14 protein-coding genes and 1 tRNA gene are annotated in these 14,035 nt (G+C 35.6%); 5 read left to right on the top strand and 10 right to left on the bottom strand.

Going from position 1 to position 14,035, the window contains the following annotated elements; genetic code table 11:
* The coding region (locus tag BW951_RS23085; RefSeq protein WP_228427567.1) for a hypothetical protein at positions 1-192 on the bottom strand (192 nt) is incomplete at its 3' end.
* A 389-nt stretch (positions 193-581) separates the two neighbouring features.
* Between BW951_RS23085 and BW951_RS18550 the strand changes: the two genes are divergently transcribed.
* Positions 582-962: a helix-turn-helix transcriptional regulator gene (locus BW951_RS18550; RefSeq protein WP_076395486.1), complete on the top strand. Its 381-nt coding sequence runs from the start codon at positions 582-584 to the stop codon at positions 960-962.
* Positions 963-1,253: 291 nt separating this feature from the next.
* On the opposite strand, the gene BW951_RS18545 is transcribed toward BW951_RS18550, so the two are convergent.
* The 6 genes from BW951_RS18545 to BW951_RS18520 all read right to left on the bottom strand — a co-directional run bounded on the left by BW951_RS18545 (position 1,254) and on the right by BW951_RS18520 (position 6,586).
* The gene (locus tag BW951_RS18545) at positions 1,254-2,597 is read right to left on the bottom strand and encodes an ammonium transporter (RefSeq protein WP_076395484.1); all 1,344 of its coding nucleotides are present in this window, start codon (positions 2,595-2,597) and stop codon (positions 1,254-1,256) included.
* A 109-nt stretch (positions 2,598-2,706) separates the two neighbouring features.
* Positions 2,707-3,348, bottom strand: a complete 642-nt coding sequence (locus tag BW951_RS18540; RefSeq protein WP_076395482.1) for an alpha/beta hydrolase — start codon at positions 3,346-3,348, stop codon at positions 2,707-2,709.
* An 81-nt stretch (positions 3,349-3,429) separates the two neighbouring features.
* Positions 3,430-4,062 carry a YceI family protein gene (locus BW951_RS18535; RefSeq protein WP_076395480.1) on the bottom strand — a complete coding sequence of 211 codons (633 nt, stop codon included), beginning with the start codon at positions 4,060-4,062 and terminating at the stop codon, positions 3,430-3,432.
* A gap of 78 nt (positions 4,063-4,140) precedes the next feature.
* A complete protein-coding gene (locus BW951_RS18530; RefSeq protein ID WP_076395478.1) occupies positions 4,141-4,707 on the bottom strand; it encodes a YceI family protein in 567 nt (188 codons plus the stop codon).
* A gap of 151 nt (positions 4,708-4,858) precedes the next feature.
* Complete coding sequence (locus tag BW951_RS18525; protein ID WP_076395476.1) at positions 4,859-5,908, bottom strand: glucokinase; 1,050 nt, start codon at positions 5,906-5,908, stop codon at positions 4,859-4,861.
* A gap of 114 nt (positions 5,909-6,022) precedes the next feature.
* Positions 6,023-6,586 (bottom strand): hypothetical protein, encoded by a 564-nt coding sequence (locus BW951_RS18520; protein ID WP_076395474.1) that lies wholly within the window; start codon positions 6,584-6,586, stop codon positions 6,023-6,025.
* A gap of 284 nt (positions 6,587-6,870) precedes the next feature.
* On the opposite strand from BW951_RS18520, the gene BW951_RS18515 reads away from it, so the two are divergent.
* Positions 6,871-8,256 carry a DUF1800 domain-containing protein gene (locus BW951_RS18515; protein ID WP_076395472.1) on the top strand — a complete coding sequence of 462 codons (1,386 nt, stop codon included), beginning with the start codon at positions 6,871-6,873 and terminating at the stop codon, positions 8,254-8,256.
* 90 nt (positions 8,257-8,346) lie between these two features.
* Positions 8,347-9,531, top strand: a complete 1,185-nt coding sequence (locus BW951_RS18510) for a DUF1501 domain-containing protein (protein WP_076395470.1) — start codon at positions 8,347-8,349, stop codon at positions 9,529-9,531.
* Positions 9,532-9,913: 382 nt separating this feature from the next.
* On the opposite strand, the gene BW951_RS22905 is transcribed toward BW951_RS18510, so the two are convergent.
* The 3 genes from BW951_RS22905 to BW951_RS18500 all read right to left on the bottom strand — a co-directional run bounded on the left by BW951_RS22905 (position 9,914) and on the right by BW951_RS18500 (position 11,725).
* Entirely contained in the window at positions 9,914-10,057 is a 144-nt protein-coding gene (locus BW951_RS22905) for a hypothetical protein (protein WP_165763009.1), read from the bottom strand.
* A gap of 52 nt (positions 10,058-10,109) precedes the next feature.
* Entirely contained in the window at positions 10,110-11,132 is a 1,023-nt protein-coding gene (locus tag BW951_RS18505) for a helix-turn-helix transcriptional regulator (protein ID WP_076395468.1), read from the bottom strand.
* A 260-nt stretch (positions 11,133-11,392) separates the two neighbouring features.
* Positions 11,393-11,725 (bottom strand): HopJ type III effector protein, encoded by a 333-nt coding sequence (locus BW951_RS18500; RefSeq protein WP_076395466.1) that lies wholly within the window; start codon positions 11,723-11,725, stop codon positions 11,393-11,395.
* A gap of 359 nt (positions 11,726-12,084) precedes the next feature.
* On the opposite strand from BW951_RS18500, the gene BW951_RS18495 reads away from it, so the two are divergent.
* Both BW951_RS18495 and BW951_RS22900 read left to right on the top strand, forming a co-directional pair.
* On the top strand, positions 12,085-13,467 hold the full coding sequence (locus tag BW951_RS18495; RefSeq protein WP_076395464.1) for an RtcB family protein: 1,383 nt from the start codon (positions 12,085-12,087) through the stop codon (positions 13,465-13,467).
* 344 nt (positions 13,468-13,811) lie between these two features.
* Positions 13,812-13,920: transfer RNA gene (locus BW951_RS22900), tRNA-OTHER, on the top strand.
* The last annotated feature ends 115 nt before the right edge of the window (positions 13,921-14,035 follow it).

Genomic DNA, 14,035 nt, shown 5'->3' with positions numbered 1-14,035 from the left:
AAATTTGTATCTTTGAGAAAATAAAAAGCCCCGAAAAGGGGCTGTATGATGGCGGAAATCTTTTTTTAATAGTAATAAAATGGTAGCAAATAGTAATTTTTCGGCGTTTCGTTTTTTCTCAATCCGAGGGTTAAATATGCCCAAAACCCTTTTATTAATGGGCTTTTTTAGCTTTTTTTGCGTATTAATCAATTTCGCTTTTTCGTTTTAAGGGGAGTATAATTGTTAAAATTATTCTTGTACTCAGATCAAAATTTAGATTTAATAAATTAATTATACTCATATTTTATATAGAAATCAGTATAATTATTTTTTATTATTCAAGTTTTGGAGGAATCACAATACTAACAACTTTCTATTATATTCCTATCATAATTTCTCTTATAATTCTTTATAACTTTAGAACAGATTTAAAGTATATTCTTGTTGTCTTCCTTTTTATAATAGCACAAATTCTTATTCTAAGCATTACAAGGTATTCTTTGTTTCTTTACCCTTTTTTAAATAATGAATACCCAATAATATTATCATTAATAATCTCATTTAATGTTATATTACTTACCATTATTTTTACAATCTTGATGCTGAGAAACGAATCACAACTTCTTAACCTATCCAATGTAAATGAAAACCAGGATTACATAATTAATGATTTAAAAATTAAAGTTAATGAGTCGTTTACGGAACTGAACGAATTAGCCATGAAAAATTCACCTTCATTTGCAGTAAGATTTAATGAGGTCTATCCTTTTTTCTTTCATAAACTAAAAGAAATACAACCTGATTTAACATCACATGATCTTTACTTTTGTGCTTATCTAAAGCTTAATTATTCTTCAAAAGAAATAGCAAATTATACTCATGTAACCCTACAAGCGGTTCAAAAGAAAAAAAATAGGTTAAGAAAAAGCTTACGTATATCTTCAGACGAAGATATTTATCAATGGATTAGTAATATTTAAAAAGTAAGCACAATACAGTAAAGCATCATTTACGTTATATCAAAAACCGATATTGATTCCATATAGAAATTTGCTCATTTTTCCCAAACACAAAGATACACGATAAATCGAGATGCAAAAGCCGGAGTTGAAAATTCAGCTCCGGCTTTCTAATTAAAACTATATGAACACTTGTAGATAATCTTTTTTGTGTAAATGACGAATAGTGAATTTGTTTCGCATTCAATTGTTAATTGTTTTTAAGCTTAAATAAATTCACAATTGACCATTTACTATTCAACATTCTCTTTCTCAGCAGAGACTTTCCTCATGCTGCGAAATATCCAGTCCCATATCTTCGGATTCTTCTGAAACCCTTAAAGTGATAATACTGTCGGTAATTTTATACAAAAGCAATGATCCGAAAAACGTAAAAACAGAGACCAACAGTAATGCAGCCATATGATGGGCAAAAACTTCAAAACCACCGTGAAGAAGACTTGCTTTTTCGCCGTGTGCAAAAATTGCGGTTAAGATCATTCCCATGATTCCTCCTACTCCATGACAGGCAAAAACGTCTAAAGTATCATCAATTTTCTTTAAAGCTTTCCAATTCACCATTAAATTAGAAACAATAGCGGAAATAAACCCTATAAAAAGACTTTCTGCAACGGAAACAAAACCACAGGCGGGAGTAATTGCGACTAAACCGACAACGGCTCCGATACAGGCACCTAAAGCAGAAACTTTTCTTTTATTAATTCTGTCGAAAAAGATCCACGTCATCATCGCGGAAGCTGAAGCTATTGTTGTTGTTCCGAAAGCCGTTGCTGCCGTTGCATTGGCTGCCAAAGCCGAACCTGCATTAAAACCAAACCACCCGAACCAGAGCATTCCAGTTCCCAACATGACATAAGAAATATTGGAAGGATCGTGATGAGGTTTTTTTCTGTTTCCAACCACCATTGCGCCTGCTAAAGCTGCAAAACCTGCACTCATGTGTACAACAGTGCCTCCTGCAAAATCTTTTACACCAAAATATTTATTCAGTAATCCGTCCGGATGCCAAACCATGTGACAAAGCGGCGTATAAATAAACAGACTGAAAAGCACCATGAATAAAAGGTAAGAGATGAAACGTACCCGTTCTGCAAAAGAACCCGTAATTAATGCAGGAGTAATGACCGCAAATTTCATCTGAAACAACGCAAAAAGAATAAAAGGAATCGTAGAAGCCATCGCTTTATGCGGCAATACTCCTACTCCACTGAAAAAAGGATAGCTCAAAGGGTTGCCGATGATTCCGTAATGTTCTCCATTGATGGTAAAACCAATAGAATCTCCGAATGAGAGGGAAAAACCAACCACTACCCACAAAATAGAAATTACTCCCAAAGCAATAAAACTTTGAAGCATCGTAGAAATTACGTTTTTCTTTCCCACCATTCCTCCGTAGAAGAAAGATAAGCCGGGAGTCATTAATAAAACAAGACCTGCCGCCGCAAGAATCCAGGCAACATCTGCCCCTACAATTTTATCTTCACTTAAAAATGCTCCGGTATTCGGGAAATCTGTAATGGGACTCCAGAATAGTCCGCCAACGGCAATCAAAGCAATTATCGTAAAAGAAACGATCCATTTTAAACCTACTGTCATAAAAATTTGTGTTTTACCCCTTCAAATGTAAGGATAAATTTTTAAAAACAATAAAAATTTAAAACAAACCCCTATAAAATTAATTGAAATTTAATTTTAAAAATAAATTCTATTCTAACACCCCCTTTAAAATAGATGCAACTTCTTTAAATTTTGTAATTGGGAATAAATGGCTCCCTCCTTTGATTACATAATCGGGTTTGGAATTTTTGATCGGGAAAACAATATCGCGGTCTGCCAAGATCTGTACCACATCGGGATTTTCTTCGAACTTCCAGTCTGAGATCTTTTCAATCGACCATTTTAAATAATACGGATCTCTTACCCTGAAGTATTGCAAAACTTTAGGATTTCGGGGATCAAAGAATTTTCTTACGACGGAATACATATTGGTGGTTCTTTCGTTGAAGAAAGTAACAGGCAGAACTTTTGGAATTTTCGTGATCTGTCCGGCTTTGATGAGGCGGGATTTTTCTTTATCGGATTTAATACTTCCGAGGATCACCACTTTTTTGGCAGGTTTCAGCCTGTTGATTTCCTGCACCATAATTCCCCCGAAAGAATATCCCACCAGATAAAAAGGCTCCGAATCATCAATCTTTTCTGCCATTCTTTTTACATAATCTGAGAATTCTTCATTTTGATGAGGAATCAGCCATTCGATAAAAACCACTTCGTGATGCTTTGGAAATTCAATTTTCTCCAAAACCTTAAAATCTGCACCAAGTCCGCTTACTACATAAATTTTCATACTACTAAAATAAAAAAATCAGTCAAAAAAAATGAGCGGTTTCCAAAGAAATCGCTCATTTTGATTTATTAAAAGGTGTCCTTATTTCTTTTTAACAGGCGTTCTGTTTTCGTTATCCAAAACTGCTGTTGAAATTCTGAACTGGATATCCATTTCGTTTTTGATGAAATAATCTTTCAGAGAAGACTGGTAGAATACTTTGAAGTCTCTTCTGTTCAGTGAGAATTTAGCAGACTCGATTACTACGGTAAACTGAGTAATATAAACGTTTGCAGGGAAAGTGATGGTTTTTCTCACTCCTTTAATCGTTACATCTCCGTAAACGGTAGAATTGTACTCGCTGTTTGCCAGAGGAATAATTTTTGTTAAATGGAATTTCGCCAACGGAAATTTCTTAACGTCGAAGAAATTTGAACTTTTAAGATCGTTCGTTAATTTTACCATATCTTCATCCTGGCTTGAAACATCACCCGCCATTAAGGATTTCATATCGATAACGAATTCTCCGTCCACCAAAACTGTTTTATCAAAAGTGAATTTTCCACTTTTCAGCTTTATGGTTCCGGAATGAGTAGTAGGAACTGTTTTTACAACTTTATATCCCCACCATCTGATGTCCGACGATGTTACTTTTACCACTTTATCTCCTTTCTTCTGAGCGAAAACAAATGACATACTTACGCACATCATAGCAAACAATAGTAATCTTTTCATTCTTTTTTATTTACAATTCAACAAAAATAAAAAAAAGTGTAGAACTTCTACACTTTTAACAATCTTTTTTTGATTAAATTATTTAGCTGTTACCTTTACAAGCAAATCCATATCATCTTTCACAAGAACATCCTGCATTGTAGATTTGTAAGCCACATCAAATTTCTGTCTGTCGATAGAGAATTTATTAGACATTAAGCTTACTGTTCCGTTTGCGTATGTAATTTTTGCAGGGAAAGAAATAGCGTTGGTTTTTCCTTTTACCGTTAAGTTTCCTGTAACTAAAGAAGTATACACTTTATCGTTGTTTTTCTTTACTCCGGTGATTTTGAAAGTTGCCGTAGGATATTTTTCAACTTCGAAGAAATCTCCGTTTTTAAGGTGACCGTTCAGTTTCTGCTGATATTCTCCGGAAAGATCTGTTGCGTTGATAGAAGTCATATCCAATACGAAAGAACCGCCAACCAACTGGTTTCCTTTCAATACCATTTCTCCGGATTTTACTTTTACCGTTCCGTTGTGAGAGCTTGCCTCAGATTTTGCGATTTTATAACCCCACCACTGTACATCAGAGCTTACTACTTTTTTTGCCTGTCCGAATGCTAATCCGCTTGCTAAAACTGCTAATAAAAATATTTTTTTCATTTGAATAAAAGTTATTTTCTTGTTTGTTATTTACTGGTGCAAATGTAACTAACTGCTTTGAGAGATTTCATTGATGTACATCAATAAATACAATTTTTTTCATGAGTAATATCATCCATAAAAAAACTCCGAATTTCTTCGGAGCCTTGTTTTATTCTTGATAGTAAGCGGTGTAAAGTGCTGCACCATTCAGTGCCGTATTCGGATTTCTGTTCAGATAAATCGGAATATTTCTCAGCATTTCTTCCATCTTATCGCTGATTTTAAATTTTTCGTAAAATTTATCCTTGTTGATGTAATCTGCAATAATCTGCGGAATATCTCCGGAGATAAATAAACCGCCTGTCGCTTTTAATTTAAGCGTAAGGTTGTTGGCTTCTCTTGCTAAAAATTCAAGGAAAGTGTCCAGCGCAATCTTACAGATCAGTACATCTTCTTCTATTGCAGCTTTGTACAGTTCTTCTGCAAAGTTGCCATTTGCGAAACGATCGGCAAGCCATTCCGGTTCCGGATGTCTTTTCACGTCTCTCAGGAATCTGTAAATATTGAATAAACCTCCTTTAGACAATACATTTTCCCAGCTTACGATTCCGTAAATATTATTCAGGAACTGATAAAATTCTACCTCAACGTTTGTTCTCGGAGAAAATTCCGAATGTCCTCCTTCGGTTGCAAAAGGTCTCAGATATTTTCCGTCGAAGAAATATCCGGCTTCACCCAGACCATTTCCCGGAGCAAGAATTGCCACATTTCCGTTTTCGAGGTGTCCGCTTGTGTAGATCGGATCAAGATCTGCATCTTCTAAAAGCCCCATTCCGTAAGCCGAAGCCTCCAAGTCATTCAGCATATCCACTTTTTCGAATCCGAAATCTCTTTTGTATTCTTCAACATCCAGATTCCAGCCTAATCTTGCCGGACTGCTTTTTCCGTTCAAAACAGGTCCCGGAACGGCTATTCCAAGCCTTTTCACGTTTTCCAGATGGTTGTCCTGAATAAATTTCTTTAAAATTTCTGAAAAAGAAGCATATTCTTTCGTAGGGTAATTATTCTGGATTTCAATCTCAAGACCTCCGTTACCGGAGACGAAATATCCTAAAGTTGTAATATCTTCACGAAGGTTTGCGCCAATGATAGAAACGTTATCATTGCTACCGTTTTTTACTCCTGGTAAATAAAGTGGAAATTTTGGATTCAAAATCATAACCTCAAATTTTATCAAATATAATAATATCTTTTGTAAATTTTCGTTAGAAATAAAAAACCTTCTCAAAAATTCGAAAAGGTTTGGTTAATAATTGCTTATATTTAAATCTAACTACTTCCCTAATGGAATGTTGTAAGAAAATCCTACTCCAATGTTACCCACATTGTAGTCCTGATTAGGCAAATCGCCCTTGCTTCCTACAAAAACTTTCTGGTACTGCACAAAGAAATTCCAGTCCTGATTGTGATATCCGATCTCCGGTTTCAGATAGAAACCTCCGTTCGGTCTGTCTAAAGCAACATTAGAAGCCACTTTATCATCACCTACCAAAAATCCGTATCCTAAGTCTGTCCCAAAATAAAATCCTGTCTGTTTCGGATAAATTCTCAATAAAGCAGCCACAGGAACTACTCCTACATCATTATTAGTATATCCGTTATTATCTTTACCGAAATAGTGTGTATATCCTGTTGCGATCCCCAATCCGAATCCCGGAGTTACAAGGTTCTGATAGGCTACATCCACACCTACTGCCATAGAAGTATTGTCAGAAGGAACTGCTAAACCAACATTTGCTCCTACCTTTATCATATTATTCATCTGTGCACTTTGTGCGCTCAATGCTCCTGCAGTCAAAATTCCGGCAAATAAAATTGCTTGTTTAAACATTTTCATAACTCTGATTTTTTAAATTTTACTAAGCTGAAAGATGTAAAAATCGTGCCAAGCAAAGCCTTTACAACAACTTTAACAATGCTTAAAAACGTAAAAACATGAAATTCAATTCATTATTTTGATTAAAAAATTAAATAAGCGTTTAAAAAAATCGTTTAGTTTTCAGCTAAAGGTTAAACATTTAATCGGAAAATATTTAAAAACAGCTCTCAATATTAACAATACTTAACCGTTATTAATTTTAACCTTACTCCATCACACCCATCAAAAAGTAAATAATTGATATGATTTCTCCATCATTACCCAACAATAAACACCTTCTCTGGCGCGCAGGATTCGGACCGGGAATCAATCAGCTTGAAGATCTTTATAAAAAAGACACCAAAAGCCTGATGAATGATTTATTTAAAGAAGAAACATTTCTTTATGTAAATTATGATACGCCCGATATTGCAGAAACCGGAGATTACATGATGAATGATCAGACTCCGGCAGAAAAGAAAAAAGAAATGCAGAGAATCAGCCGACAGCAGAACGAGGAACTCAATCTGAATTTTCTTGATAAAATGGTGAACAGCAAAGAGCAGGTGAGGGAGAAAATGGCATTTTTCTGGCACGGACATTTTGCTTCCAGAGTGGTGAACCCGAAATTTAACCGACAGATTTTAAATGTCATCCGAAAAAATGCACTCGGAAATTTTAAAGATCTATTATTTGAAGTCAGTCAGGCTCCTGCAATGCTGAATTTTCTTAACAATCAACAGAATAAGAAAGATCATCCCAACGAAAATTTTGCCCGTGAAGTGATGGAACTTTTCACGATGGGACGCGGAAATTATACAGAAAAAGACATCCGGGAAGGTGCAAGAGCCTTTACAGGATGGGGATCTGATAAAGAAGGAAATTTTAAAGAAAGAAAAAATCTTCATGATGAAGGCTCAAAAACTTTCCTCGGAAAAACCGGAAATTTTACAGGCACAGATGTTTTAAATATCATTCTTGAAGAGAAAGCAACGGCAAAATTCATCACCACAAAAATCTATAAATTCTTCGTGAATGAAAATGTTGATGAAAACATTGTAAAATCTTTGAGCGAAAGTTTTTACCAGTCCGGTTACGACATTAAAAAACTCATGATGGATATTTTTTCGAGCTCATGGTTTTATGATAAAAAAAATATCGGCAACAGGATAAAATCTCCGATTGAACTTATGGCAGGAATCATGCGATCACTTCCTATGAATATTCAGAATCCTGAAAACCTCATCGTTTATCAGAAATTATTGGGACAGATGCTTTTGTACCCTCCGAATGTTTCAGGCTGGCCGAACGGGAAATCGTGGATCGACAGCTCGACTTTAATGTTAAGACTTCAGATTCCGCAGATATGGTCTGGTTTGCGACCTTTGGATTACCGTCCGAAAGAAGATGATGATTTGGATATGGGCTTGAAAAACAACACGAATTCTTTAACGAAAAGTTTTAAAAATCCAAATATTACGATCGATTGGACTCGTGTAGAAAAGATTTTTAACGGAAAGAATGTGGAGGATTATTTAATTCAGAGTTCAAAATCTCTGGATATGAATTCGGTGAAAAATTTCTCCGACAGCAGTGTGAAAATGAATGTCATTAATCTCATGTCGACACCGGAATATCAGTTAATGTAGTTTTCAGGTCGCAGTAGCAGATTTTAGCTTGCCGTTAAAATAGAGCTTTAAAACCTGCAACCTGTCATCTTTACCCTAAAACCTAAATTTATGTTAATCAAAAGAAGAGAATTTCTAAAAATAAGTTCATTGGCAACCGCATCGTTTCTGATGCCGAATTTCCTGAAAGCCATGACATTCGATGAAGCGCTGGAACCCAATCAGAAAATATTGGTGGTTCTTCAGTTTACAGGAGGAAACGATGGTCTGAATACGATTATTCCTACAAAAAATGATATTTATTTCAGGGAAAGAAATAAAATTGCCATTCAGAATTCCATGCAGCTTACGGACGAAGCGGGGATTAATCCTGCCCTCTCCTATTTCAAAGAACTTTACGATCAGGGAGAACTTTCTGTGATGAATAATGTCGGTTATCCGAATCCCGATAAATCACACTTCCGAAGCATGGACATTTGGCATTCTGCAAGCAGAAGCGATGAATATCTTGACACAGGCTGGCTGGGAAGATTTCTTGATGAAGAATGTTACAAATGCGATCATCCTACTCAGGCTCTGGAAGTGGATGATATGCTGAGTTTAGCTTTAAAAGGTGAAAAAAATAAAGCATTTGCCTTTAAAGATCCGAAAAGATTATATCAGACCAGTCAGGAAAAATATTTCAAATCGCTGTATGATCATCATCATGACGATGAAACGGTTTCCTATTTATATCAGACTTTAGGTTCCACCATCAACAATGCAGGATATATTTTCGAAAAAAGCAAGGCAAAAGATACGGAACAAGTCTACCCAAATTCTCAGCTCGGAAAAGACTTTAAAACCGTTTCTTCTTTAATTAAATCTGACATCAATACGAGAGTGTATTATCTTTCCATCGGAAGTTTCGATACACACGTCAACCAGAATGAAAGACAGCAAAAACTGTTTACAGATATTAATGATGCGGTAAAAGCATTTGTGGCGGATATGAAAAGCAACGGACTTTTTAATGATATTTTACTGATGACTTTTTCAGAATTTGGCAGACGTGTTGCCCAGAATGCAAGTAACGGAACCGATCATGGAACGGCAAATCAGATGTTTTTCATCAGTGGAGGTTTAAAGAAAAAAGGAATTCTGAATGCACTTCCCGATTTACAGAATCTGAATGAAGGCGATTTAGTCTACACCGAAGATTTCCGGAAAATTTATGCTACTATCCTTAAAAACTGGCTGAAAGCAGACTCTTCTAAAGTTCTGGGCTGGAAAAACGGGGTTTATGATTTTATATAAAAGCTTTTGATCATCCGTTATTAATTATACTACTTTTTAACGCAAAGGATCGTTAAGATTCTTTATATACTAACTGTTTTTAAGTTCGCAAAGGCGTTTCACTCAGCAAAGAACTCAAAGGTTTAATGATGAAAAATCACGGACAGTCATAAAAACTTTGTTTTAACTTTTATATAGAATCAATGAATACAAATGCAAAAGTTAACACAAATTTAGAATAACTAATCATTACATTTTGATCATATTTTGCAACTTTTGACTCCGTTGAACCTTCAGTTTGCATCAAATTTTAAAATCATTTAGAAAGCTTTAAAAATAAAAAGAGGCTGTTGCAAAAATGAACAGCCTCTTTTCTATAATTTAAATCTAACTACTTGTCATGTTAATTCGTGGATGCAGGAAGTTGCTTAGGATCTTCTTTTTTCTGACTTTTCTGATCAATTTTCTCAGAAATCTTCTTCACGATAAATTCGATAACCAAAGGCGCAACTACTGCTACAACTGCTTTTAATATTCTTGATTTCATACTGTTTATTTTTTTTATGATTCATGCAATACAATTTCTAAGCCAAGAATTATTATGAATCTTCTTCAGGAATGATAAGATTCTGATAGTTTTTTGCCGCCGCTTTGAATTTTTCTTCTAACCGCAAGCGGAGTTTTCTCGGTTTATGCACAATCAGGCTTTCTCCAAACCCCAAAAGAAGCCTTTCCAATTCAAAATTCAGCTGTACGCAGATTTTAAAAATGGTTCCCTCATTACTTTCGCTTACAATTTCCTGACTTGCATGAAACGGTTTGGTCTTCACATAAGGCGCATTGGAAGAATCTACAAAGAAAACCACATTTCGCGGAGCCATCGTTGGCGAAACGCTTACTCCCACAATATCTTTAAAATATTCGTCGCCGTCGAGATTCATATCAATATAATCAATATTTTCATCGGTCTGAATGTCTTCCATTCTGTCCAGAGCAAGATTGTAGACATACTGCTTATTGGAACAGATCAAAAACCAGCGGTTGTTAAATTCCTTCAGCAACTGCGGATGAACAATATAAGAGTCTGATTCTCTTGCCTTAAAACTTTTATATGTGATGTTCAGTACTTTCTTGTGCAAAATCGCATCATACAGAACATCAATATATTCCAATCCTTTCAATTGCTCATTTTTATCTAAATGAATAATTGATTTTTGGTTGGTGGAATGAATGGAATCTTCCAGCTTCTGGATCACCCCGTTCATTTCCTTGAACATCGAAAAATCTTTGAACTGTTTTAAAATCTGCACCGCATTATTCATGGCTTTCAGATCACTTTCGTTGACCGAAATATTATGAATGCTGTAATCCGGATCGCTGTAGCGGTAGTATTTTCTTTCGTATACTTCAATCGGTGCTTCATAACCGAATTTTTCGCTCCGCATATTCTGCAGATCGAGCTGAACAGTTCTTTTGCTTACAAAAGATTCTTTCCCTTCAAATTCAAACAAAGCTTCGGAACATTCGTCAATAAGATCTTCGAGAGTATATTTCCGGTATTTATTTTTCAGGCATTTATCCAGTGTTTTGTACCGGATGAGCGCGTTTTTGTTGGATGACATACGATGAGGTTAAGGTTTAAGTTAAGATTAAGACTGAGATTTAGATTGAGGTTGAATTTAATATAAGGCGTTGAAATTCCCCTCCTCTGGAGGGTTGGCGAAAAATCTTCGATTTTTTGACGGGGTGGTTAATAGTTGTCATTTTTCATGAAATCTTTTTTACCAAGGAAGCACTCAATCAATCTCTTCCAAATTGTTTGAGATTGCTTCGTCATTTCTGAACTGCGTTCGCAGACCTCCGGTCTATTCGCAATGACAGTTTACTTTCTACTTAAAGCTTTTCCTTCAAAAGAAATTCCTTCCCAGCCGGATTCCATAAAGTTTCTGATATTCTGATGATCCGTTCCTTCAGGATTTTTAAGAACATCTTCCCTGTAAAATTCTCCGAAAAGATTCAGCGTTTCTTCTTTAGATAAATCATTTAATTTCGCAAAACTAAAAATCTTACAGGAACCGTTATTCTGATTGGCTTCATTTACTGTATTTCCGTTCGTAAATTTTGTGGGAGTAAAATCGTAATGTTCATCAATAAAAGAAATTACATCCTTAAACTGAATTCCCTCTGCCGATTTTTCTAGTTGTTCAAATAACATATCTTAATTTTTTATTTATAAATAATTCAATTTTAAAACAGAAATCCGCTCGATCGGAGCAATATCTGTGTAGAAAAGTTTTAAAAAACTATTTCTCGTTCCTTAAGGACACTATTTTTTGAAATGATTCAGCATCCACTTTAGAGCTTTATTTGTTCCTCACAAAAATCTTTGATTTTTAAATCTGATGTGCTCTAAAATATTCTCAATCATTTAACTTAAAACTAATGTGACTCATGTGTCTACAAACTTTTATGCCTTTTGTGGTTAATTCGTCAAAAATAATTAAAATAATTTTATCTGCGCAAAAAGATTGCACACTTTAGTTCTTACTTTGCATCATCAAAATGAGAGAACACATGGAATTTAACGGAAATCATTTAATCGAATTAGGATACAGACCAGCGAAATGGTTTAAAGAAGCGATTGAATTCATCAACGAAAATAATTTAGACGAAACTCAGATAAAAGAATATCTGGAACAGTTTAAACAGCCCGAACTGATTCCGCTTCATGAAACGGCAAAAGATTTTGTGATCAACATCAGAGCAGAACACGAAAGTGAAAATGATAACGTAGAAAAAGTAATCAACACAATGAAAGTCCTGATGAAAACGCCGACTCTGGAAAACGGAGCCATTATGCCGGATGCCTGTCCTACAGGTCCTGCAGGTCATATTCCTGTTGGCGGTGTGGTTGTGGCAAAAAATGCGATTCATCCGGGATTCCATAGCGCAGATATCTGCTGTTCTGTGATGCTGACGGATTTTGGAAAAGCAGATCCTAAAGAAGTTTTGGATGCAGCCCATTCTATCACGCATTTCGGATACGGTGGAAGACCGAGAGGAGAACAGATGCCAATGTCTCAGGAATTGATGGATGCTTTCAGAGAGAATGATTTTCTGAATGACGAAAAATTAATCAGCATTGCGCGTTCTCATATGGGAACTCAGGGCGACGGAAACCATTTCCTGTTTGTCGGAATTTCCAAAAATATAGGAAACACGATGTTGGTAACACACCACGGTTCAAGAGCTCCGGGCGCAGCTTTATATGATAAAGGAATGAAGGTTGCAAACCAGTTCAGAATGGAAATTTCTCCTGAAACCTTAAGAGAAAACGCATGGATCCCTTATGAAACGGAAGAAGGAAAACAATATTGGGAAGCCTTGCAGTTAATCAGAAAATGGACGAAAGAAAACCATATTTCCATTCATGATGCCGCTTTGAATAAATTGGGAATCGAGAAAGAAGACCGATACTGGAACGAGCATAATTTTGTATTCAAAGATGGAGATTTATTCTACCACGCAAAAGGTGCAACGCCTTTGGATGATAAATTTATGCCGGATATTACAGGTCCGAGACTGATTCCGCTGAATATGGCGGAACCGGTTTTGATTGTAAAAGGAATTACCAACGAAAGAAATCTGGGTTTTGCGCCTCACGGAGCGGGAAGAAATTTCAGCAGAAGTCAGCATAAAAAATCGTTGGCGCATAAGACTATCGAAGAAGTTTTTGAAGAAGAAACCAAAGGATTAGATATCCGTTTCTTCACCAACGAAATTGATATTTCTGAGCTTCCAACTGCTTATAAAAGTGCAAAAAATGTGAGAGCGCAGATTGAAGAATACGGACTGTGTGAAGTTCTGGATGAAGTGATGCCTTATGGATGTATTATGGCGGGTGATGTTCAGAAAAATGCACCGTGGAAGAAAAAGAAGAAGTTTAGAAAAGCATAGAATTTCTTTTGTCTTGAAACAAAAGAAACAAAAAGTTCAAGACCTGGAAATTTCCGCTAAAAATTAAAACTTAATCCTAAAATTCCCAAAACTTGCGCGAATTCAAGATAAGTTCTTCGGTTCAAAAGTGCAGTCGCGCTTCAGACAATGGGAATTTTTTAACGGATTAATTTTAAATTTTCTTAACGCTTCACTTTCCGAAGTCAGATTATTGGAAGTTAAGAGTTCAAAATTATCCGTAAAAACAGATTAAGAACAATGCGTTAACAAAAACAAAACTAATAACCAAACCTTGCAGGTGTAAAAGCCTGTAGGGTTTAATGAAAACCTTTAATCATAAGGTAGGAACAGTAGCTCAGATGGTAGAGCAACAGATTACTTTTCGCTTTTGGCAAATAAAGTTCCTGTAAACTTCAAAGTTGTGGGTCGCAGGTTCGAGTCCTGCCTGTTCCTCAAAAGAATGAAAAAAAATTGTTAGATATACACAAAGGCGCAATTTATTTTAACAACTACAATTTTAAGGCGCAAGGATTTTATCTTCGATAAAATTTAATGCTGAATATTTTAG

It is taken from the genome of Chryseobacterium gambrini (assembly GCF_900156825.1).
GTDB classification, from domain to species: domain Bacteria; phylum Bacteroidota; class Bacteroidia; order Flavobacteriales; family Weeksellaceae; genus Chryseobacterium; species Chryseobacterium gambrini.
The sequence above is the reverse complement of the archived record's forward strand: the minus strand, read 5'-3'. Positions and strand labels throughout refer to the sequence as shown.